General features: G+C 58.3%; 19 protein-coding genes and 4 pseudogenes. 11 read left to right on the forward strand and 12 right to left on the reverse strand.

What is annotated here, in order from left to right; all coding sequences use genetic code 11:
• Positions 1 to 21: 21 nt before the first annotated feature.
• A complete protein-coding gene (locus AMB_RS16705) occupies positions 22 to 912 on the forward strand; it encodes a LysR family transcriptional regulator (protein ID WP_050750747.1) in 891 nt (296 codons plus the stop codon).
• 509 nt (positions 913 to 1,421) lie between these two features.
• Here AMB_RS16705 and AMB_RS16710 read toward each other — a convergent pair.
• Positions 1,422 to 2,006 carry a recombinase family protein gene (locus AMB_RS16710; protein WP_043744926.1) on the reverse strand — a complete coding sequence of 195 codons (585 nt, stop codon included), beginning with the start codon at positions 2,004 to 2,006 and terminating at the stop codon, positions 1,422 to 1,424.
• 216 nt (positions 2,007 to 2,222) lie between these two features.
• Here AMB_RS16710 and AMB_RS16715 point away from each other — a divergent pair, with 216 nt between their 5' ends.
• The gene (locus tag AMB_RS16715; RefSeq protein ID WP_043744929.1) at positions 2,223 to 2,546 is read left to right on the forward strand and encodes a hypothetical protein; all 324 of its coding nucleotides are present in this window, start codon (positions 2,223 to 2,225) and stop codon (positions 2,544 to 2,546) included.
• 112 nt (positions 2,547 to 2,658) lie between these two features.
• On the opposite strand, the gene AMB_RS16720 is transcribed toward AMB_RS16715, so the two are convergent.
• Positions 2,659 to 3,165 carry a hypothetical protein gene (locus AMB_RS16720; RefSeq protein ID WP_148207458.1) on the reverse strand — a complete coding sequence of 169 codons (507 nt, stop codon included), beginning with the start codon at positions 3,163 to 3,165 and terminating at the stop codon, positions 2,659 to 2,661.
• A gap of 330 nt (positions 3,166 to 3,495) precedes the next feature.
• Positions 3,496 to 3,723 carry a hypothetical protein gene (locus AMB_RS16725; protein ID WP_043744934.1) on the reverse strand — a complete coding sequence of 76 codons (228 nt, stop codon included), beginning with the start codon at positions 3,721 to 3,723 and terminating at the stop codon, positions 3,496 to 3,498.
• Positions 3,724 to 3,761: 38 nt separating this feature from the next.
• Between AMB_RS16725 and AMB_RS16730 the strand changes: the two genes are divergently transcribed.
• The gene (locus tag AMB_RS16730; protein WP_043744937.1) at positions 3,762 to 4,163 is read left to right on the forward strand and encodes a hypothetical protein; all 402 of its coding nucleotides are present in this window, start codon (positions 3,762 to 3,764) and stop codon (positions 4,161 to 4,163) included.
• 105 nt (positions 4,164 to 4,268) lie between these two features.
• On the opposite strand, the gene AMB_RS16735 is transcribed toward AMB_RS16730, so the two are convergent.
• The 4 genes from AMB_RS16735 to AMB_RS16750 form a co-directional block, all read right to left on the reverse strand.
• Positions 4,269 to 4,766: a bacteriohemerythrin gene (locus AMB_RS16735; RefSeq protein WP_148207459.1), complete on the reverse strand. Its 498-nt coding sequence runs from the start codon at positions 4,764 to 4,766 to the stop codon at positions 4,269 to 4,271.
• Positions 4,729 to 5,916, reverse strand: coding sequence for an EAL domain-containing response regulator (locus AMB_RS16740; protein WP_148207460.1), 1,188 nt, complete (start codon positions 5,914 to 5,916; stop codon positions 4,729 to 4,731). Before AMB_RS16740 ends, AMB_RS16735 begins: the two co-directional genes overlap by 38 nt.
• The gene (locus AMB_RS16745) at positions 5,913 to 8,114 is read right to left on the reverse strand and encodes a PAS domain S-box protein (RefSeq protein ID WP_148207461.1); all 2,202 of its coding nucleotides are present in this window, start codon (positions 8,112 to 8,114) and stop codon (positions 5,913 to 5,915) included. The genes AMB_RS16740 and AMB_RS16745 overlap by 4 nt, the downstream gene beginning before the upstream one ends.
• Before the next feature lie 127 nt (positions 8,115 to 8,241).
• Positions 8,242 to 10,296: a methyl-accepting chemotaxis protein gene (locus AMB_RS16750; RefSeq protein WP_043744942.1), complete on the reverse strand. Its 2,055-nt coding sequence runs from the start codon at positions 10,294 to 10,296 to the stop codon at positions 8,242 to 8,244.
• A 433-nt stretch (positions 10,297 to 10,729) separates the two neighbouring features.
• Here AMB_RS16750 and AMB_RS24615 point away from each other — a divergent pair.
• From AMB_RS24615 to AMB_RS16785, 6 genes and pseudogenes are all read left to right on the forward strand, one after another.
• Positions 10,730 to 11,253: pseudogene (locus AMB_RS24615) on the forward strand (transposase); the annotation flags it as partial.
• Between the two features lie 86 nt (positions 11,254 to 11,339).
• A complete protein-coding gene (gene tnpA, locus AMB_RS16765) occupies positions 11,340 to 11,690 on the forward strand; it encodes an IS66-like element accessory protein TnpA (RefSeq protein ID WP_158303983.1) in 351 nt (116 codons plus the stop codon).
• Positions 11,687 to 12,034 carry an IS66 family insertion sequence element accessory protein TnpB gene (gene tnpB, locus AMB_RS16770; protein ID WP_043744949.1) on the forward strand — a complete coding sequence of 116 codons (348 nt, stop codon included), beginning with the start codon at positions 11,687 to 11,689 and terminating at the stop codon, positions 12,032 to 12,034. The genes tnpA (AMB_RS16765) and tnpB (AMB_RS16770) overlap by 4 nt, the downstream gene beginning before the upstream one ends.
• A gap of 87 nt (positions 12,035 to 12,121) precedes the next feature.
• The gene (gene tnpC, locus AMB_RS16775) at positions 12,122 to 13,669 is read left to right on the forward strand and encodes an IS66 family transposase (protein ID WP_043744951.1); all 1,548 of its coding nucleotides are present in this window, start codon (positions 12,122 to 12,124) and stop codon (positions 13,667 to 13,669) included.
• On the forward strand, positions 13,666 to 14,256 hold the full coding sequence (locus tag AMB_RS16780) for a plasmid pRiA4b ORF-3 family protein (protein WP_011385681.1): 591 nt from the start codon (positions 13,666 to 13,668) through the stop codon (positions 14,254 to 14,256). The genes tnpC (AMB_RS16775) and AMB_RS16780 overlap by 4 nt, the downstream gene beginning before the upstream one ends.
• Before the next feature lie 11 nt (positions 14,257 to 14,267).
• A pseudogene (locus AMB_RS16785) lies at positions 14,268 to 14,846 on the forward strand (IS3 family transposase); the annotation flags it as partial.
• Between the two features lie 126 nt (positions 14,847 to 14,972).
• On the opposite strand, the gene AMB_RS24620 reads toward AMB_RS16785, so the two are convergent.
• Both AMB_RS24620 and AMB_RS24625 read right to left on the reverse strand, forming a co-directional pair.
• On the reverse strand, positions 14,973 to 15,611 hold the full coding sequence (locus AMB_RS24620) for a biliverdin-producing heme oxygenase (protein ID WP_158303984.1): 639 nt from the start codon (positions 15,609 to 15,611) through the stop codon (positions 14,973 to 14,975).
• Positions 15,608 to 15,847 (reverse strand): response regulator, encoded by a 240-nt coding sequence (locus AMB_RS24625; protein ID WP_231848869.1) that lies wholly within the window; start codon positions 15,845 to 15,847, stop codon positions 15,608 to 15,610. The genes AMB_RS24620 and AMB_RS24625 overlap by 4 nt, the downstream gene beginning before the upstream one ends.
• 127 nt (positions 15,848 to 15,974) lie before the next feature.
• On the opposite strand from AMB_RS24625, the pseudogene AMB_RS24630 reads away from it, so the two are divergent.
• Positions 15,975 to 16,681 (forward strand): annotated as a pseudogene (locus AMB_RS24630) (IS3 family transposase); the annotation flags it as partial.
• 41 nt (positions 16,682 to 16,722) lie between these two features.
• Here AMB_RS24630 and tnpC (AMB_RS16800) read toward each other — a convergent pair.
• The 3 genes from tnpC (AMB_RS16800) to tnpA (AMB_RS27010) are packed head-to-tail and all read right to left on the reverse strand — an operon-like array spanning position 16,723 to position 19,050.
• Positions 16,723 to 18,354, reverse strand: coding sequence for an IS66 family transposase (tnpC, locus tag AMB_RS16800; RefSeq protein WP_043744955.1), 1,632 nt, complete (start codon positions 18,352 to 18,354; stop codon positions 16,723 to 16,725).
• Between the two features lie 58 nt (positions 18,355 to 18,412).
• Complete coding sequence (tnpB, locus tag AMB_RS16805) at positions 18,413 to 18,760, reverse strand: IS66 family insertion sequence element accessory protein TnpB (RefSeq protein ID WP_011385686.1); 348 nt, start codon at positions 18,758 to 18,760, stop codon at positions 18,413 to 18,415.
• Positions 18,757 to 19,050 (reverse strand): IS66-like element accessory protein TnpA, encoded by a 294-nt coding sequence (tnpA, locus tag AMB_RS27010; protein WP_407636033.1) that lies wholly within the window; start codon positions 19,048 to 19,050, stop codon positions 18,757 to 18,759. Before tnpA (AMB_RS27010) ends, tnpB (AMB_RS16805) begins: the two co-directional genes overlap by 4 nt.
• A 156-nt stretch (positions 19,051 to 19,206) precedes the next feature.
• On the opposite strand from tnpA (AMB_RS27010), the pseudogene AMB_RS16815 reads away from it, so the two are divergent.
• Positions 19,207 to 19,704, forward strand: a pseudogene (locus tag AMB_RS16815) (IS3 family transposase); the annotation flags it as partial.
• Between the last annotated feature and the right edge of the window lie 124 nt (positions 19,705 to 19,828).

The raw sequence follows: 19,828 nt of genomic DNA on the forward strand, positions 1-19,828 counted from the left end.
CACTGTTCCATTTTCAGAACAATGAAGCCATCGCTCGACGATCTTGCGCTGCTCGTGACCATTGCCGACGAAGGCAGCTTCACAGCTGCGGCCAAGACACTCGGCCTGCCAAAATCCACCGTAAGCCGAAGACTTGCCGATCTTGAACTGCTCTTGCGCACGTCGCTGTTCCAGCGTTCAACGCGAGCCCTATCGCTGACGGATGAGGGGCAGCGCATCTATGACATGGCAAAGCCGTCGATCACCGCCGCCGACGATGCCGCACGGGCAATCGCCGAGCGCGAACAGCTTGTCGCGGGCCGAGTCTCGCTGACCACCACGGCGGCGCTTGGGCAGTATCTGATTACCCCGCATCTGATCAAGCTGACGGCAGCATATCCGGATGTTCAGGTCGAACTGAGGCTGACTGAACGGCGCGTCAACATCATCAGCGACGGCATCGACCTTGCAGTACGGACGGGCACACTTGATGACAGTGATCTGGTCGCTCGCCGTCTTTGCAAGGTCAAGCGCCTGCTTGTGGCATCCCCCGCCTACCTGGCAAAGGCCGGGGTACCGGTGGCCCCCTCGGACCTTGCCTCGCACAACGCGATCGTCATCAGCGCGGCCCTCGATAGTTGGCGCTTTGATGGGGGATGGGAGTGCTCGATGAGATGGACCATTGCTGCCGGCAATATGCTGGTCGCCCATCAACTTGCACGCCTTCACCATGGGATCGCGCTTCTGCCCGACTTCATGCTTGAAACGGACCTGGACCTGGGCACCTTGATCCACCTGCTGCCGGAATATCCAATGGAACAGGCGGATGCCTGGATTGTCAGCAGCCCTCAACGCTACAGGTCGCTCGCGGTTCAAACCGTCTTGAACTATCTGGCGGGAGCTAAGAGTGGAGTCTCGGTAGGCCGCCACTGACCTGTTTTCATGATTGATCCCGATCAGTGGAAGGGGGGCAGGTCATCGCTGAGTCCAAGCAGATTCGAGCGCCGCTTATCCCTTCGACCGAGATCGGTCGGACTGGAAACGGCCCTTTGGTTAGGAGGCAACGCCTCAGGATGCGACGACCACGAATCGCCACCCCAGATGACCCGCCTCGGTATAACTGACGTGGTGGCGGAGCTCTTACTTAGTTGGATGCTCCGCAAACCCCAGCAATTCCGCCATTTCCGCGGAACTCCATGGCTACTAAGTAAACTAAGTAGGTAGATTCAAGAGCTCCGCATAAAACAGAAAATAATATTTTTTATTTCTATAAATTGTTTTTCTCTTACTTAGTTTACTTAGTTACTAAATTAGAAATTATCATTATAATTCAACAGCTTGCACTTAGTAATCACTAAGTAAATGGATTGGGCGTTTACTTAGTAGAGCCGTAACCGGCTCCCTGGGCACCAGCCTAATCCGCGAGCACAGCCACCACCACATCAGCCCGCAGGTCGAAGATCCAGGCCACCACCACGCCCACCTGGCAGGTGGCGATACAAAGTGGCAGTCGAAACATTGAGGCGCCGGGCCACCTCCTCAACAGTAATCGCCGGGGATGCAAGCATGGCTCGCGCCACCTCCACATCCTGACCAGACAGGGACCGAGGCCGACCGCCGACCCGGCCCATTTTGCGGGCCGAATCCAGTCCGGCTCGAGTCCGCTCGATGATCAAACTTCTCTCGAACTCCCCGAGCGCCGCAAAAACGTGGAAGATCAATTTCCCCCCGGCGGTGGTGGTGTCGATCGCTTCGGTCAACGACCGTAAACCGATCCCACGCCCGTCGAGCATATCGACAGTCTCGATCAACTGCCGGGTCGATCGAGCCAACCGATCCAGCTTCCACACCACCACCGTGTCGCCGTTGCGAGCGAAGTCCAAGGCGGCCTTCAACTCGGGGCGATCGGCGCGGGCGCCGGAGGCATGTTCACTGAAAATGCGTTCACACCCGGCCGCATGCAGGGCGTCGAGTTGCAGTTGCGGCGACTGGTCCTGGGTCGAAACTCTGGCGTAACCGACAAACATCCCCCCCTCCTTCTCAATACTCATTCAATTACCGACGAATTGAGATGCATGTTTTGAGAGACAGTTTTGAGATAATACCACCTCCGCTAATCACGCAAAAGACCACGACACAAATAAATTCTCATAAACGAACGTTTTTGAGAGTCATATGTTTATACGTATTAGTCAGAAATGCGAACAGATAAATACCTGCACACGCAGCTGAGGAGGAATGTGATGCGGGATCTACGAAGCCTTTATAACGAATGCCGCGACCTTGGGGCCGTCAGCGACCAGAGGTCGTTCAGCCGGATGTTTGGGCGGCAGGCGTCATGGTGCAGTTCGACATTGGCCAGAGGACGGCGGCCCACCACGGGAGCCCTGGTCGCGTTTGTCCTACAGCTGGAAAAAATCATCGTGGCCACCGAGGAAGAAATGGCGGCGACCATAAACCAGGAAGAAGTCGATGCTCTCCGAGGTGGGCTGGACGAAATCACCAGGATCAAGGCCGAGGTGTGGAGTGAGGTGGAAATACGATCGCAACTTAATTTATTCGGTTAATATTGATTTATTATTTCGTAGTCATTGACTCTCACATATGTATCGTCACTTATAATACAATATAGATTAGATGAGGTGGAAGCCATGGCTCCAGCCATTATTGCGCTGTCTCTTATTTTGGCAACTTCGGCCTATGGCCAGTCCTATCGACGCCGTCTTCGCGGCGATAGGCCTCCAATTCAGCCCGATCACTGGCGTCCATGGCGGAGCCCATTGGCGTCGGCCGCTTCGCAGATAGGCTATCGACTTCGCTCCGCAACCCAGCGATTTCGGCCTTTTGCTTGGCCATCTCGGCCTGCTGCTTGGCGATCTGACGATCCTTGGCTGCTGCCGCCGCCTTGAGGTCTTTGACCTCAACTCGGAGGCAGGCGATCTCCTCGAGATACGCCTCTATATCCGCGAGATAACCGTCGATTTCCTGGTTCTTCTTATCGACCATGTAGGCGACAAAATCGTCTTCGTCGCTATAGACGTTCAGGTGGACGTCATCCGGATGCACATTGTTTTGCTGGAAATAATCAACCAACTTGCGACCAGCCGCGGCCTGCTCGCCTTCAATAGGGGAAAACATCATCGCAAAGATCTTTTCTGCCCGCCCTTTTTTCGCACCTTTAGCCATAGCCGTATTCCGATCCAGTTTTTAAAGCCTGCATCGGCGATACCGCTGGCACCCCAAAACCGTCAATTTTCCAAAATCACAGTATTTGCTGCAATGACACTCGGCCATAGAAGATAAGCAGATGAGCATAAGCATGATTATGCGTGGTTTATGAGGTCCATAAGGCGATAATGCCATAATGCATATCTCAATTCCAGGCCGCGGCCGGAGAGTAATATACATGACTGCGGAGGATAATACGTGATATTTGGCACATACATCTCTGAGCAGCATCGGCAAAAACTTGGAATATTCCGCTTAGGCCTGCCAGCCGGGCTGGCGATATGCCAGCTACCGCTCGACAACCCTGATTCCGACGGGAAGTTGCGAATCGGCCAGCTTCTGCTCCGTTTGGTCGATCAGTCGTTCGACCCGCGCCAGGCACTGTCGCATCGCGTCAAATGCCTTGTTGACGTCGTACATCAGAGTTGGGTGCTGATCATTGGCATTGCCAACATCTATATCATCAGAAGGAAGGATGAAGTCATCATAAGATCCATCAAAGTCATTGAGTCTCATTGCGTCACATGTTTTTATGTTTTATATAAATATTTATCATGAGAGCAAAAGATTTACATCAACACACATATGGAGCGTTCGTCATCTATTTCCACGCCTCCGGATGCGTCAAAAAGATCGACGGTCCGGACACGGATCCAATCATTACCGTCGCCGGAAAGAAGATTGAGGACGCAGTGTTTCAGTTGACCGGCGACGGTGACGGGAAGTTCCAGGGAGTAAAGTTCCGCGGAAGCGCGGTTATCTATCTGCCGATTCGCGATGGCTTCGGCCCAGTCTGCGCGAAATTCGTCAATTCCGATTTTATCGTCCAGGCAGGTCATTTGTACGGCCGCCTGCATCAGAAAAACGTCGAGATTAAACGGGTGGTGATGGTGGATCCGAGCACCGGTCGGACGGCCATACGGGATTTCACGGTTCCAACTTCAACAGCCTATTGACGGGCCAATTGAAATTTGTATCCAGTCTGGTCACCCGTTCCACTTATGTCTTCCGATCTTTCTCACTGGCTGCATCACCTGTCGCAGCCCCCCGAAGATCCAACATCAATCAATGACTAGCACGGCAAAGTTAGATCGTTGAGCCAGATATTCAGCGAGTTTTCGGTCTTCCATCTTGATGTGTCCGGTAACCCAGTTTCTCAAGGATTGAACCTCGCTCCCAGATAACTTCGAATGGCCCTCTCGTCTCACACGTGCGATTAGTTCAGAAAGTACCCGGATCAGCCCCCTGTGAACCGCCGCATGTTCCTCCCTGTCAGGGTAGTCGGTTTGCTTCATCACATCTTCTTCGCGCTCGAAATGGACACGGGTGAAGTCCGCCAACTCGGACAGTACCGCGTTGATACCTTCATCCGTTGATGGCCCCGCCAACCGGATCACCAAGAAGTCCATCATGGACGCAATCTGGGCATGATCCTGGTCGATGAAGTCCACCCCGAGTTTCTTGCCGTCAAACCATTCCGGTGCCGTCTGTTCCATAGTTGGACCTTTGTTTGAATGGGTGTTAACGGGGAAAATCATTGGCGGCGACAGGCCGACCAAGGAGGTAGCCCTGGGCCTCGTCGCAACCAAGATGCCTGATCAGGTCCATCTGCTGCTCGGTTTCGATCCCTTCGGCCACTACCTTCAACCCCATGCGGCGTCCCAATTGGACGGAACTTTCGACGATGGCCAGCGATCCTTCCTCTTCCAGCGCCTTGGCGATGAAGGACTGATCGATCTTCAATTCGGTAAACGGTCCGTGTTGAAGTTGCTTCAATGACGAATAGCCGGTGCCAAAATCGTCGATAGACAGGGCGAATCGCCGCATCCGCAACCGGGTCAGGATATCCAATGATGCGGAAAAATCGGAAGCCAGGGCTGATTCGGTAATTTCAAGGACAATCTGTTCCGGCGAAAGCCCCCGACCTTCGACCCGACGAAGCAGGTCTTCCGGTAGATCGAGGTGCCGGAGGGAGAGGGCCGAGAGATTGAGCGCCAGTTTCAAGGGCCGCCCCTGATCCAGCCAGATACGTCCCTGAACCAGGGATTGATCGATGATCTGATCGGTCAGGCGCTCGATCAGCCCTTCCTTCTCGGCCAAGGGGATGAAGTAATCCGGGCCGACCAGGCCGTGGTCTGGATGTCTCCAGCGAGCCAGGACCTCGACGCCGGTGATGGCGCGGGTGGAAACGCTGAGCTTTGGCTGATAGAAGGGAATGATGTGACCCGCTGCCAAGGCGGCATCGAGATCGGACGCAGTCGGAACATACTGGCTGCCCGGCCTTGCCGAGGTAGTGGGGCACTGGGGGGCGGTGATGGCAGCCAATTGATCGTACAGCCCCACCAGAGCCGATAATTCGAACGGCTTGTGCAGCACTCCGGCCACCTTCAGGCCGCGGCTTTCCGCCAATCGTCTCGCGGCCTCCAGCAGATGGATATCGTGGCCGCTCATCAAAACCAGATGGGCCTTGGAATTATTGTCGCCCAGGAAGCGAATGATTTCGATGCCATCCACCCCCGGCATGGCGAGGTCAAGAAAAATCCCCCGGAGGTCAATGGAATAGCGGCAGGCGAAATCTTCGAAATTGTCGCACCACTGCGCATTGAAACCCTGATCGTCCCCGACATCGGCGACGAATTCGCACATATCACGCTCGTCATCAAGAATCAGCACGCGCGGCTGATCTGCTTTTGCCAAATCAGTCATCATGAACCATCCGATCCATCAAGAATGGTTCTTACCATCCTTGCCAAATCCGCCTTGCTGTAGGGCTTGGATATCACAGAAAAGCCGCCGTCGTTCTGGTGCTGGTGGGCATATCCGGTGAAGCCCGAGGTCAGCAGTACCTTGCGTCCAAGGTCTGTCGCCAGTTTGGCGAGACCAAAGCCATCCAAGCCCCCCGGCATCACCACGTCCGAGAAAATCAGGTCGATATCGGATCGCTCCTTCAGCAGCCTGACGGCTTCAGAGGTATCGGTGGTGATGATCGGGGCGTACCCTAGGTCGCTCAGAAATTCTCCGGCGATCTCGGCCAAGTGAAGTTCATCGTCGATCACCAGCACGGTTTCCGTGCCACGAGGTATGTCGGATGTCTCGGTTCCAATCTGACCGGGATCGGCAACATGGGCATGGCTACGGGGGAAGTACAGGCGGAAGGCCGTTCCCACCCCAAGTTCCGAATAGACCCGCACATGGCCGCCTGAGCGTCGGGCAAAGCCGTAAACCATACTCAGTCCAAGGCCGGTGCCTTTGCCCCTTTCCTTGGTGGTGAAGAACGGCTCGAAAATCTTATCGACGATATCTTTGCTGATCCCGGTGCCGCTGTCGCTCACCATCAGGACAATGTATTCACCGGGTTGGAGGTTGGGGTCGAACCGCGCATGTTCTGCCTCAACCACGATGTTGGATGTCTCAATGGCAAGGGTGCCGCCATCGGGCATGGCATCACGGGCATTTATGGCGAGATTGAGCAAGGCGTCTTCGAATTCGCTTCGGTTCACGACCGTTTTCCATAGCGCGGGATCGAGCTTGGTCTTGACCTGCACGATTTGGGTCAAGGAGCGTTGCAGCATGTCGAGCATGCCGGTAACCGCATCATTGATGTCGATTGGGTCATTGCCGACTACGGTTGGGGCCTGCCGTGAAAAGGCCAACAAACGGCGCGTGAGATCGGCTCCCCGGCGAGCGCTTTTCAACGCGGTATCAAGGCGTCGGTTTGCTTTTTCGTCATTCGCCAAATTCTTCTGAAGCAGTTCGAGATTTCCGGTGATGATGCCCAGCAGATTGTTGAAGTCGTGGGCGATCCCCCCAGTCAGTTGCCCAACCGCTTCGAGCTTTTGCGACCGGCGCAAGGCTTCTTCGGTGCGCTTCTGTCCGGTCAGATCGCGGATGAATCCGGTAAACAGTCCGTGCGTAGGCAGTTGGGTGATCGCTAGTTCCAGGGGAATTTCATGTCCATCGGCATGAAGGCCATGCATTTCAAGGCGCTGACCGATAACCTTGGTGACCCCGCCATCAATCACTCGGGCTATTCCAGCCCGATGAGCCGCACGGTGCTGCTCCGGGATGATCAGGTCGGCGATTTCCTTGCCAACGACATCTTGTTCAAGATGTCCGAAAATGCGCTCGGCGGCTGGATTGAATTCGATAATCGCTCCATTACCGTCAATGGTTACAATGGCATCCAGGGCTGCATCCAGAATCGAGCTTTTGACCTCCTCGCTGACCTGATGGGCATCGAGTTCTTCCCGCAGCTTTCGCGCCAGCGGGCGGAACACGCCTGCCCATGAGAATGCCAGAACAAATGTAAATATCAGCAGGCCGATGAAGGCGCTGTAAAGAAGCCGGTTAGCCCGCTCCTGGCTCTCGAATTGGTAGCGAGACACCACGCTCTCCAATCCTTGAAGAAGCTCAACGCGTGACATCATGGCAATATCATACAGGACAATCAGCGGGAGACGCCGATCATCGCCACTTAGTTCCAGATCCATGAAATAGCGGGCCCTCTTTATAAAATACGAGATGCTTTTATCCAGTGTCGGCGCTCGGCCGAAATAGAGTGCATTCAGCTCGTTCGACATCCCGCGACCAACAGATATTTCAATAAGCCTTTGATGCTCAGCCTCCATACTGGCGACTGCATTCTCCATATTGCTTCTGACTGACTGTTTCGCCTCGTCGGATGGGGATGTGATAATTTGGTATCCGAGGCTGACAACGCGCTGAGACAGCATTCTCTGCCTCCCAGCCATATTAATAATGGCACCGTCATCAGATAAGAATGAAACAGCAAATTCTAACGCACCAAACCCAGATGATGCCAGAATAAATAGAGAGACGAGGACGATTGCCTGCCTTTTTGTCAGGCTTGCAATTAATTTGTTTGCTGATATACGCGCACCTTGCATTGCTATAATTCTATGATAGTTGCTGTTGAGCGATCTATGTGTGTGTGGATTTTCATTGAAATGCCTCATCCCGAGCAGGCCAGAATAGTCTGGCATGATTTTCACGCCAAAAAAGAGCAGAGCCTCCCTAGGCCGCTCTGATTTCACCCAAGAATCCGTTGATGGTTAATCTCAGCCGGGCGGCCTCCTCGCCCATGATACGCGACGCGTCAAGTACCTCGGCGGCAGCAAAACCGGTTCGATTGGCGGCGTCCTGTACTCCGCCGACATTGGCAGAAACCTCGGTGGTTCCTGCTGCAGCCTGCTCGACGCTGCGAGCGATCTCCTGGGTTGCTGCGCTCTGCTCCTCGACAGCGCTGGCAATCCCGGCGGTAATCTCGCCTACTTCGCGGATGATGGCGACGATATCTCCTATGGCCAGAACTACCTTCTCGGTCTGCTGCTGTACGGCAGAAATCTGCTGGCCTATCTCGTCGGTGGCCCGTGCCGTCTGAGTGGCAAGGTTCTTGACCTCACCCGCCACCACGGCAAAGCCCTTGCCGGCTTCGCCCGCTCGGGCGGCTTCGATGGTGGCATTGAGTGCCAGCAGGTTGGTCTGGGCGGCAATGTCATTAATCAGAATCACAACTTCGCCGATCTTTTTGACCATACTGGCCAGGCCGGTGACCGTGCCCTGGGCCTCACCGGCCTCAGAAACTGCGGCGCCAGAGATTTCGGCCGACCGATGAACCTGCCGACCTATCTCCTGGATTGAAGAGGTCAATTCCTCGGCAGCGGCGGCGACAGTCTGAACGTTGGCTGATGCCAGTTCAGTGGCTCCAGCGACAGTAGTTGCCCGGCCGCTAGTGTCTGAAGCCGCATCGCTCATGGCAGATGCAGTACCCTGCAGTTGTTGGGCGGCCGAAGAGACTGCCTCAACCATACGCTCAGCCGAGCCTTGGAAGCGGTTAACCAAAGCCTCTATTGCATGGCCACGGGCCTCGCGGGAATGAGCGTCGGCCAATTGCTGCTCGGCCAAGTCGTGACCGCGCAGCATAGCGTCCTTGAATATCTGTACTGAGCGAGCCATAGCTCCCATTTCGTCACCCCGTTCGGTTCCGCCCACAATCACCGAAAAATCGTTGGCTGACAGTCGCTCCATGGTACCCACCAGTGAGCCGATGGCCGATGTCATCTGGCGCACCACAGCCCATGCCACAGCCAGCGCCACAGCCGCCGCCGCGAGCACACCGAAAATGGTTGCTCCCAGTACGCCGCGGGCGTCTGAGCTAACTTGCGAGGCCAGGGCAAGAACATCGGCGGCCATACGGTCTTCGACCGTTTTAAGGAGGTTGATCCGTTCGGTAGCGGCAGCAAACCAAGCGGGGCCTGTGACATCTCCCACATTGCCGGTGGCCGTGCTCTCCAGGCCGATCTTGCGCATACGATCCACCGTCTGAGTAGCAGGGCTGTCCAGGGTCGAACGATAAAATTCCACCTGCTCAGGCGCAGCACTGGCCTGGAATTCGGTAAGGAACTGCCTCTGCTCAGCCACGATGGATACAAAGCGCAGGTAGACGTCGGGCCCAAACTTTCCCGCAGCAAAGGCGCCAGCAGCGGTTGCTCGCTCCTGCCCGGCCTTCTCCTTGCCTTCCATCAGCTTAAGGTAGGCACCAACCATGCGTCCTACCCAGATGTCACTCGACAAGAGAGATATCTGGCTGACTACGTCCAATTGCAACCGAATAGTCTCGGTGAAGTTGCCGAACGAGGTTCGGGCGTCAATGGAAAGCGCATCGATGGCATCGCGGGAAGTGACCAGAGCTTCATAGCGCTTGGCGGCAGCCTCAACCTTGGGAGGAAAACTGCGTCCAAGCGCCGTCAGGTCGATGCTGGACACCGAGCGTTCGAGCTTGGCACGGGCCTCATCGGTCAACTTGCGCTGTGCCTTTAGCTCGTCGCGAAATTTTTCGCCCTTGCTCCCGATGAACACCGCCGAGGTACCGCGCTCCTTCTGCACTTCGTGCACTAGGGCGCTGATGTCTGCGGTGAGCGGTGCAATGGCCGCTAGGGCTGCTGTCTCAGATACCACCCGCGCCTTGTCACTGATAACATAGGCGGCCAAGCCAAAAATTAGTGCGGCGGGAAACAGGAACGACAGGGTGATCTTTCCAGAAATCTTGAGATCAGTAAGCCGGATCATGTAATCCCCCTGTTATTATTTTAGGCATTAGGCATTATCATCATTATTGGCGCCTATTTGCTTACCGTAGTTCGCGGGATACCATTTCAATGGCACAGAGGTGCCTGGCGCGTCGCTCTATCCAAAAAGATAGGGGCAACAAATGATCCGCGTTACCACTACTACGCCACGGAAAGCCGCCACTGAATTGGTCGCCAAGTGAATTTCAGGCAAAGCACCCTTTGTTCCACCCACTCAAAAGTGGTAGGCGACATATACCTTATGGTAATTTTTTGCATTTTTCAAATGGATGAGTTAGGAAATTTCATTACGCTGTAATTCGTCACATTTAAAACGGCTCAAGCCAAACCGTCAAAATGTGGGGGTAATCCCCCCTGGAAATGAGGGGATCGGAACGTAGAATTTTCTCGGTCAGCGGAACGAGGAGATTCGGATGAAGAAGAGCCGTTTCACGGATGCCCAGATCATGGCGATCCTGCGCCAGGCGGAGGACGGCATCCCGGTGCTCAACCTGTGCCGCGAGCACCAGATGAGTAGCGCGACCTTTTACAAATGGCGGGCCAAGTACGGGGGCATGGACGCATCCATGATCTCGGAGATGAAGGGCCTTGAGGACGAGAACCGGCGGCTAAAGAAGATGTTCGCCGAGCTCAGCCTGCAGAACGAGTTGTTGCGCGAGGCCCTTGGAAAAAAATAGCTCGGCCATCCCAGCGCCGGGAGATGGCCGAGACTGCGGTGGCGCGACGGGGCATCAGCATTGCCTTGGCCTGCCGGACCTTTGGGCTGAGCGAGACGTGCTATCGCTACAGCCCGAAGCTGCGTCCCGAGAACGAGGAGATCGCCGACCTTCTGGTCGGTCTGACCACGGCCCGCAAGACCTGGGGCTTCGGTCTGTGTTTCCTGTACCTGCGCAACGTCCGGGGCCATGACTGGAACCACAAGCGGGTCTACCGGATCGTAACCGTCCTCTGACGGCTGCCTTGTGCGGCGGGGCGAGTTGAGGCCAAGTGCCAAGCATTATGGTGACTTTAATGCGTGGCACGATGACCCAGGTCGAGGTGATCACGTCGGTTCAGCGCCGTCGGCGTTGGAGTGCGGCGGACAAGCAGCAGATGGTGGCGGAGTCGGCGATGCCGGGCCGGACAGTGTCCAGCGTGGCCCGGCGCCATGGGATCGCGCCACAGCAGTTGTTCACTTGGCGGCGGGAGTTGCTGGCGGCCGCTACTGGGATCGCTGATGGTGGTTTTCTGGCGATCGCGGTTTCGGAGCCCCCGGCTGTGGTGCCGGACGATAGCGGGCGGATTGAAATCGTGCTGCCCACTGGCGTGATGGTCCGGGTGGGGCCGGAGGTGGCGACCGAGCCGTTACGCCGGGTACTGGCGGCGCTGGGATGATCGTGCCGCCGACGTCGACGCGGGTGTGGTTGGCTTCCGGGCACACCGACATGCGCAAAGGTTTTGACGGGCTGGCGATGCTGGTGCAGGCGAAGCTGTCTCGCGATCCCTTCGGCGGCCAGGTCTTCGTGTTCCGGGGGCGGCGGGGCGATCTGATCAAGGTGTTGTGGTGGGACGGCCAAGGTCTTTGCCTATTTTCCAAGCGTCTGGAGAAGGGCCGCTTCGTCTGGCCGTCGCCGGCGGACGGCATCGTCGGGCTGACTCCGGCGCAACTCGGCATGCTGCTGGAGGGGATCGACTGGAGGATGCCGATCCGCACCTGGAAGCCGCAATCGGCGGGGTGAGTCATTCCCGCCACACCCGGCGGGAATCCTCACAAAATGAGGGGCTGGCGCTGGTCGGAATCTGCTTCTGACGGTAGAATCGACGGCATGGTTCCAGACGCCCTGCCCACCGATATCGTCGCGCTACAGGCCATCATCGCCACCCAGGCGGATGCGTTGGCCGCCGCCCAGGCCGGCCTGATGAGCAAGACGCTGGAGGTGGAGAAGCTGCGGATCGAGCTGGCCCGTTTGCGCCGGATGCAGTTCGGCCGCTCGTCGGAGAAAATCAGCCGCGCCGCCGATCAGTTGGAGCTGATGCTGGAGGAGGTCGAATCGAGTGCCGCCGCCGCCTTGGCGCCAGCCGAGGACGGTGCGAGCGACGGCCCCGCGCCGAAGCGCAATCGTGCCCGGCGGCCGCTGCCGCCACACCTGCCGCGCACCGAGGTGGTCCACGATAGCGCCTGTACCTGCCCTTCCTGCGGCGGAGCGATGCGCAAGGTCGGCGAAGACGTCACCGAGATCCTCGATTACGTCCCCGGCCGCTTTCAGGTGATCCGCCACATCCGGCCCGCCTATTCCTGCCGAGCCTGCGAGGGCATGGTCCAGGCGCCGATGCCCTCGATGCCGATCGAGCGCGGTCTGCCCTCCGCCGCCTTGCTGGCCCATGTGCTGGTGTCTAAATACTGCGATCACCTGCCGCTCTACCGCCAATCGGGGATCTATGCCCGCGATGGCGTCGATCTCGACCGTGGACTCCTGGCCGAGTGGGTCGGCAAGGCCGCCACCCTGGTCCGTCCCCTGGTGGACGCGGCCGAGGCCCATGCCATGGCCGGCGGCCAGATCCATGGTGACGACACGCCGGTGCCCGTGCTGGCGCCGGGGATCGGCAAGACCAAAACCGGCCGATTATGGGCGTATCTGCGCGACGAGCGGCCCTGGGATGGACCGGCTCCACCCGCCGTGGCCTACCGCTACAGTCCAGACCGCAAGGGCGAGCGTCCACAGAAGCATCTCGCCGGTTTCCGTGGCCACCTCCATGCCGATGGCTATGCCGGCTTCGGCGAGTTGTACCTGGCCAAGGAGGGCAAACCACCGCCAGTGACGGAGGTCGCCTGCTGGGCGCATGTACGCCGCAAATTCCACGATGTCCATGTCGCCACCACGGCACCGATCGCCGCGGAGGCGCTGGAACGTATCGGTCGCCTGTTCGCCGTCGAGCGCGCCATTGTCGGCATCCCACCCGACCAGCGTCGCGCCATCCGACAGGTCGAGGCCTGTCCCATCATGGGAGATCTGGCAGGCTACCTCGACGCCAGCCTGACCCGCATCTCCGGCAAAAGCGAGTTGGCCGCCGCCATCCGCTATGCCCGCTCGCGCTGGTCAGCGCTCACCCGCTATCTCGACGATGGCCACCTGGAGATCAGCAACAACGCCGCCGAACGGGCGATGCGCCCGCTGGCACTGGGCCGAAAAAACTGGTTGTTCGCCGGCTCCGATGCCGGCGGCGACCGCGCCGCCGCCATCTACACTCTGACCGAGACCGCCAAGCTCAACGGCCTCGACCCGGAGGCCTATCTGCGCGATGTTCTGACGCGGATTGCCGACCACCCGGTAAACCGCATCGCCGACCTGCTGCCCTGGAACATCGCACCATGACCGAGATTGCCCGCCTCAAGATCCAACTCGATGACATGGACCTGCCCGTGATCCGGCGGATCGAAGTGCCACTCACCATGCGTCTGGCGGATCTGCACCTTGTCATCCAGATCGCCATGGGCTGGGAAAACTATCACCTCTACGAATTCCGCGTCGGCCGCGCCGTCGCCTATGGCATTCCCGACCCGGATTGGCCGGACTCAAACACCCTCTCCGCCAAAACGGCGACCCTGGCCGATCTCCTCCTCCACCTCAAACGGAACAAAACATTCCAATACGTTTACGATTTCGGCGACGATTGGATGCATACGGTGAAACTCGAAGCTCTCGCCGAAGCCGATCCCGAGGTCAGCTATCCCCGCTTGCTGGACGCCCAAGGCGCCTGCCCGCCAGAAGACTGCGGCGGGCCCTGGGGCTACGCCCATTACCTCGAAGTCATCGCCGATCCCGACCATGAAGACCATGACAACATGATCGAATGGCGCGGCCCCGGATTTGATCCATCGACCATCGACGAAGCCGCTATCCGCAAGGAATTCACCAAGTTTGCCAATCGGCGTAAGCGGAAACCCAAGGCAACGCCGTAGCCGTCAGAGGACGGTTACACCGGATCTATCGGGAGTTGGAGTTGAACCTGCGCATCAGGCCACGCAAGCGGCTCAAGCGCGATAAGCCCGATGAACTGGCGGTCCCCGATGCTCCCAACCAGGTCTGGTCCATGGACTTCATGGCCGACCGGCTGGAGGATGGGCGGGCTTTCAGGCTGCTTAACGTGCTTGATGATTTCAATCGCGAAGGGCTCGGCATCGAGGTGGATTTCTCGTTGCCCGCCGAACGGGTTGTGCGGACGCTGAATCGGATCATCGAATGGCGTGGCCCGCCCAAGGCCATCCGGGTCGACAACGGCCCCGAATACATCAGCGGCACGCTGGCGACATGGGCCGGGAAGCGTGGCATTGCTCTCCAACATATCCAACCCGGCAAGCCCCAGCAGAACGCCTATGTCGAGCGCTACAACCGCACGGTCCGGCATGAATGGCTGGGCCAGTTCCTTTTCGAAACTATCCAGGAGGTGCAGGACTACGCCACGGATTGGCTATGGACCTACAACAACGACAGACCCAATATGGCCATCGGCGGCATCACACCCGCCCAGAAGCTGAAATTGGCCGCGTGAGTTCTATGTTCCAACCCCGTTAAAAACGGGGGGATTACCTGGGTAATTGGAAGCGTCACCGGAGGGGTACGAAGAATCTCAGAGCAAGGGCCGCTCAAATAGATGGCCGTTACGAGGGGGATACGCTTATTCTGAACTCGGCTTAAATCCCGCCGTTAATAGGTTGTTCCGATAGGTCAGATGCCGATCAAACAACTCACTGATTTCATGAAAAAATTCGTTCGATGCACTCGCGGTTAAGGTCGCATCTAAACTGTCCAATTGATCAACATAAACCCAGAACCGTTGCCAATGCGAGTGGTCATGTTGACCATCAAAAAATCTCATTACATGCTTACAGCTGCACTCTAAATTAACCATCAACTTCTCTCGAATAGCACGACCTCCCATGGCAGAGCCTTCAATAACATACCGCATCCCAATATAATCATTTAGTGTTAATGGGGCCTTTCGGTCCCATTGGGGGACACTTGGCGTAACAAGATCACTAACTCTTCCAAGTTCTTCAATATCTGACATCAAAAGATCACTGCGACGCGGGACATCAGTTTCCGGCACAAACTCCAAGAGCGCCCGTTCAGTTGGGGCGTGTAACGTATAAAGAGCAACTAAAATATCTCCATATACACGACACGTAAGCCCTTCTTGAATCAGATGCCGCATCAATGGATGATGGTCTATCCGGCGATGAGCTGCTTTTGTAGAACTTCGCAAATGATCACGAAGGCCATAACGATCATCAATCCTTTCAAAGAGCTTACTCAAGACACACCAACACCATTTAATCCTAACGCCTTCATCACGCCAGAATGTAGTTGTTTTATTGAAAAAGGCTTCTCCAGATAAACGCTGACACCGGCATTATAAGCAGATGCCTCTGATTCTTTGCCCTTATTCCCGGTAAGAAGGACTATTGGGACCGCAGGATCAATGCCATTTACCCCCCCGCGAATCCGGCGCGTACACTCCAGCCCATCCATGACTTCCATCATCCAATCCATAATGATCAGATCAGTGTGTTCGGCTTGTAACGCATCAAGGGCCTCGGCTCCATTCGATGCCAGAGGCGGCCCCGGAAAATCGGACAGGGTGATAAGCTAATCCCGACCGACAGAAGGACGGGGTTTTATGGGCAAGGTAACCAGGAAGCGGTATTCGGCCGAATTTAAGTCGAAGGTGGCCCTTGAGGCGATCAAGGGCGAGCAGACCTTGGCGGAACTGGCCGCGAAATACGAGATTCACCACACGATGATCGCGCAGTGGAAACGGCAGGCGATCGAGGGGATGTCGGCGACGTTTTCGGGCAAGTCGGAAGCGACGACTACGGGCGATCCGGCAGAGATCGAGCGGCTCCACGCGAAGATCGGCCAATTGCTGGTGGAGCGGGATTTTTTACGGGATGCCTCTGTTCGCTTGGGCTTGATCAGAGGCGGGAAATGATCGAGCCGCGTCGCCCGCGCCTATCGATCGTGCGTCAATGCGCGTTGCTGTCGCTGAACCGGTCGGGGGTCTATTATCGACCGGCGCCGGAGAGCCCGCTGAATCTGATGCTGATGCGTCTGATCGACGAGCAATTCCTGGAGACGCCCTATTACGGCGCCCGCCAGATGGCACGACATCTGCGGCGTCAGGGCCATGCCGTGGGACGCAAGCGGATCGGCCGGCTGATGGAGAAGATGGGCTTGTCGCCGATCTACCAGAAACCCAAGACCAGCGAGCCGCATCCGCAGCATCGGACCTATCGCTATCTGCTGAAGGGGCTGGTGATCGACCGGCCCAATCAGGTCTGGTGCTCGGACATCACCTACATCCCGATGCGCAAGGGCTTCCTGTATCGTAAGCATCCGGTGAGCACCGCAGGTGAAGACGGTTTTGCTCAGGCGGCCTGACTGTCGGCGACGCGCGGCAGCGAGCGCCAGTTCCACGGCAGGAGTTCATCGATCCGGTTCGCGGAGTGCCCGGCGATGCGGGCAAGGACGTCGGCCAGCCAGGCTTGCGGATCGATGTCGTTCATCTTGGCGGTGACGATCATGCTGTACATGGCGGCGGCGCGCTGGCCACCACGATCAGAGCCGGCGAACAGCCACGACTTTCGGCCCAAGGCGATGCCACGCAGGGCACGTTCGGCGGCATTGTTCGACAGGCAGATGCGGCCGTCGTCGAGGAAGCGGGTGAAGGCGGGCCAGCGTTTCAGCATATAATCCATGGCCTTGGCGAGATCGTTGCCGCGCGACAGTTTGGCGCGCTGTTCGCGCATCCAGATTTCCAGATCAGCGACCAGGGGAGCGGATTGCTCCAGGCGGATTGCGCGGCGCTGTTCGGCCGTCTGGCCATTGATAGCGCGTTCGATTTCGAACAGGGCGTCGATCCGTTGGACCGCCTCCAGGGCCAGCGGCGAGACCGGCGCCGTGGTCTTGCCGCGTGCCTTGCGCCGCGCGTTCTCGGCGAGATCGGCCATGATGAAAAACGGACGCCGTGCATGGACCCAGCAGGCCGCCTCCAGGATCGGACCCGGCTTGCGGTCGGGCGCGTAGACCTTGGCGTAGCCGCCATAGGCGTCGGCCTGGAACAGCCCGGCATAGCTGGCCAGATGTCCTTGCGGATGCTCGCCGCCCCGGTCGCGCGAGTAATAGAACATCGCCGCTGGCGGCGCAGGCCCACCGAAGGGCCGGTCGTCGCGGACATAGACCCAACATCGGCCGGTGTCGGTCTTGCCCTTGGCCAGGACCGGCACGGTGGTGTCGTCGCCGTGCAGCCGCCCGGCGGCGAAGACATGGGCCTCGATGCGGCGGATCAGCGGCTCCAGCACGGCGCAGCCGGCCCCGACCTGATCGGCCAGGGTGGACAGGCTGAGCGGCACGCCTTCCTTGGCATAGCGCTCGGCCTGGCGGTTGAGCGGCTGATGCTGGCCGAACTTCTCGAACAGAATCATCGCCAGCAGTGAAGGCCCGGCCCAGCCGCGAGGGGTGACATGGAACGGAGCCGGGGCTTGGCTGATCTTCTCGCAGTCCCGGCAGGTGAACTTCTCGCGGACGCGCTGGATCACCTTCCACTGCCGGGGGATCACCTCCAGCGTCTCGGTGACGTCCTCGCCCAGCTTGCGCAGCCGGTCGCTGCCGCAGCATGAGCAGGTGGTCGGTGCCGGCTCTACGAGCCGCTCGCGCGGCAGGTGGTCGGGGAAAGGCTTGCGGGCCGGCCGCTGGCGGGTAAAGGCCACCACATTGGTGGTCTTGGCCACTGCCTGCTCGGCAGCGATCTCGTCCTCGGTGGCCGATGCGGCCAACTCCTCGAACACCAATTCCATCTGGTCGATCAGCCGCGCGGTGCGCTCAGCGCGGGGGCCGTAAAGCGCCCGGTTCAGCTTCTCGATCTGCAATTTCTGGTGCGCGATCACGGCCTGGTCGTCGGCGGCCTTGGCCCTTGCCACCGCCAGTTCCGCCTCGACCCGAAGCAACGCTGCCTTCAGCGCGGCGACATCATCGGGTGGGGGGTGGCGGCGGCTCTTCATTCCCCGATGGAATCATAAATTCAGGCCGATGACTCCCGAAAAATGAAGGCAGCCCCGCCTATCCAGCGCTTTTCGGACGGAAGGTGTGGCGCGGGCTGCGCCAGTCGATCCCGTCCAGCATATAGGCGAGTTGGGCCGGCGAAATCGCCACTACGCCGTCAGCCGGTGACGGCCAGATGAAGCGGCCTTTCTCCAACCGCTTGGCGTAGAGCGACATCCCCAAGCCGTCGTGCCAGATGATCTTGATCATGTCACCGCTCCGCCCCCGGAAGACGAACAGATCGCCGGCATGGGGATCGCGCTTCAATGTCTCCTGAACCTGGAGCGCCAGGCCGTTCATGCCACGGCGCATGTCGGTGCGGCCGACCGCCAGCCAGACCCGGACATTGCTCGGAACCGGGATCATCGCCGCTCCAGCACGTCAAGAACCCGCCGCAGCATCGCGGCGGCGGCATCACCGCCGACACGAACACGGTAGCCGCCGGCCAGTTCGATCTCGATCCGATCATCCGGGGAGATGGAGGCCGCGAGCGGCGCGGCCTCCCCCGTCAGCACCACCGGCATCAAGCCCGGCGCTATCACATCGATCCCGGACGGGCCAAACCGCCGCCGCCATGTGAACACCTGATTGGCGTTGACCTCGTAGCGCAAGGCCACCGCCGCGACCGAGGCTCCCGGCTCGAACGTCGCCGCCACGATCTCCCGCTTCAGCGCCTCCGGCCAGGACCGGTACCGCCGACGCTCTCTCAAATTTGTGTCCATAACTGGATTTGTGGACACATTCGCCACCATCAATGCCATGCCAGCGGCCAGTCTCTCTCTTCCCCATCAGCCGGGGAAGGCGGCCGTCACCGGAGGCGTACCCTGTATCTAACGGCGATCATGGACTGGGCGACACGCAAGGTGCTGGCCTGGCGACTGTCGAACACCATGGACGCCGACTTCTGCATCGAGGCGCTGGAAGAGGCCTTGGCCCGCTACGGCGCCCCAGAAATCTTCAACACCGACCAGGGCAGCCAATATACCAGCCCGCGCTTCACCGACGTGCTGAAGGATCGAGGCATCCGGATCAGCATGGATGGGCGGGGCCGTTGGATGGACAATGTTTTCATCGAAAGGCTGTGGCGATCGATGAAGTACGAGTGCGTCTATCTCCATGCCTTCGAGACCGGATCGGAGCTGCGGGCCGGGCTCACGAAATGGATCGGCCACTACAACGCCCAGCGGCCTCACTCGGCACTGGCTGGACGGACACCCGACGAGGCGTATTATCAAAATGGGCCGACGATCTTGCCGGGGTTAACCCCGGCAAGATCGTCCATCGGCACAGACGGACAAATGGCGGCGTAACCACATCCGGGATTAGCTTATTTTTGCCGCCAATCTGTCCGAATGGACGGGGCCACCTCTGCCTGAACGATTTTCTGAAAGCCGAGACTGCCGAGAACCATGCGAATCAATTCACGCATCTGCG

Source organism: Paramagnetospirillum magneticum AMB-1, assembly GCF_000009985.1.
GTDB classification, from domain to species: domain Bacteria; phylum Pseudomonadota; class Alphaproteobacteria; order Rhodospirillales; family Magnetospirillaceae; genus Phaeospirillum; species Phaeospirillum magneticum.

What these genes read in the sequence shown, in the direction of transcription:
- tnpB (WP_011385686.1), bottom strand. Translation starts at nt 18,760, where the DNA reads ATGATCCCGGTTCCGAGCAATGTCCGGGTCTGGCTGGCGGTCGGCCGC.
- AMB_RS16720 (WP_148207458.1), bottom strand. Translation starts at nt 3,165, where the DNA reads ATGGCTAAAGGTGCGAAAAAAGGGCGGGCAGAAAAGATCTTTGCGATG.
- tnpC (WP_043744955.1), bottom strand. Translation starts at nt 18,354, where the DNA reads ATGAAGAGCCGCCGCCACCCCCCACCCGATGATGTCGCCGCGCTGAAG.
- AMB_RS16750 (WP_043744942.1), bottom strand. Translation starts at nt 10,296, where the DNA reads ATGATCCGGCTTACTGATCTCAAGATTTCTGGAAAGATCACCCTGTCG.
- tnpB (WP_043744949.1), top strand. Translation starts at nt 11,687, where the DNA reads ATGATCGTGCCGCCGACGTCGACGCGGGTGTGGTTGGCTTCCGGGCAC.
- tnpC (WP_043744951.1), top strand. Translation starts at nt 12,122, where the DNA reads ATGGTTCCAGACGCCCTGCCCACCGATATCGTCGCGCTACAGGCCATC.
- AMB_RS16740 (WP_148207460.1), bottom strand. Translation starts at nt 5,916, where the DNA reads ATGATGACTGATTTGGCAAAAGCAGATCAGCCGCGCGTGCTGATTCTT.
- tnpA (WP_158303983.1), top strand. Translation starts at nt 11,340, where the DNA reads ATGACCCAGGTCGAGGTGATCACGTCGGTTCAGCGCCGTCGGCGTTGG.
- AMB_RS16710 (WP_043744926.1), bottom strand. Translation starts at nt 2,006, where the DNA reads ATGTTTGTCGGTTACGCCAGAGTTTCGACCCAGGACCAGTCGCCGCAA.
- AMB_RS16745 (WP_148207461.1), bottom strand. Translation starts at nt 8,114, where the DNA reads ATGCAAGGTGCGCGTATATCAGCAAACAAATTAATTGCAAGCCTGACA.
- AMB_RS16715 (WP_043744929.1), top strand. Translation starts at nt 2,223, where the DNA reads ATGCGGGATCTACGAAGCCTTTATAACGAATGCCGCGACCTTGGGGCC.
- AMB_RS16705 (WP_050750747.1), top strand. Translation starts at nt 22, where the DNA reads ATGAAGCCATCGCTCGACGATCTTGCGCTGCTCGTGACCATTGCCGAC.
- AMB_RS16725 (WP_043744934.1), bottom strand. Translation starts at nt 3,723, where the DNA reads ATGAGACTCAATGACTTTGATGGATCTTATGATGACTTCATCCTTCCT.
- AMB_RS16780 (WP_011385681.1), top strand. Translation starts at nt 13,666, where the DNA reads ATGACCGAGATTGCCCGCCTCAAGATCCAACTCGATGACATGGACCTG.
- AMB_RS24625 (WP_231848869.1), bottom strand. Translation starts at nt 15,847, where the DNA reads ATGGATTGGATGATGGAAGTCATGGATGGGCTGGAGTGTACGCGCCGG.
- AMB_RS16730 (WP_043744937.1), top strand. Translation starts at nt 3,762, where the DNA reads ATGAGAGCAAAAGATTTACATCAACACACATATGGAGCGTTCGTCATC.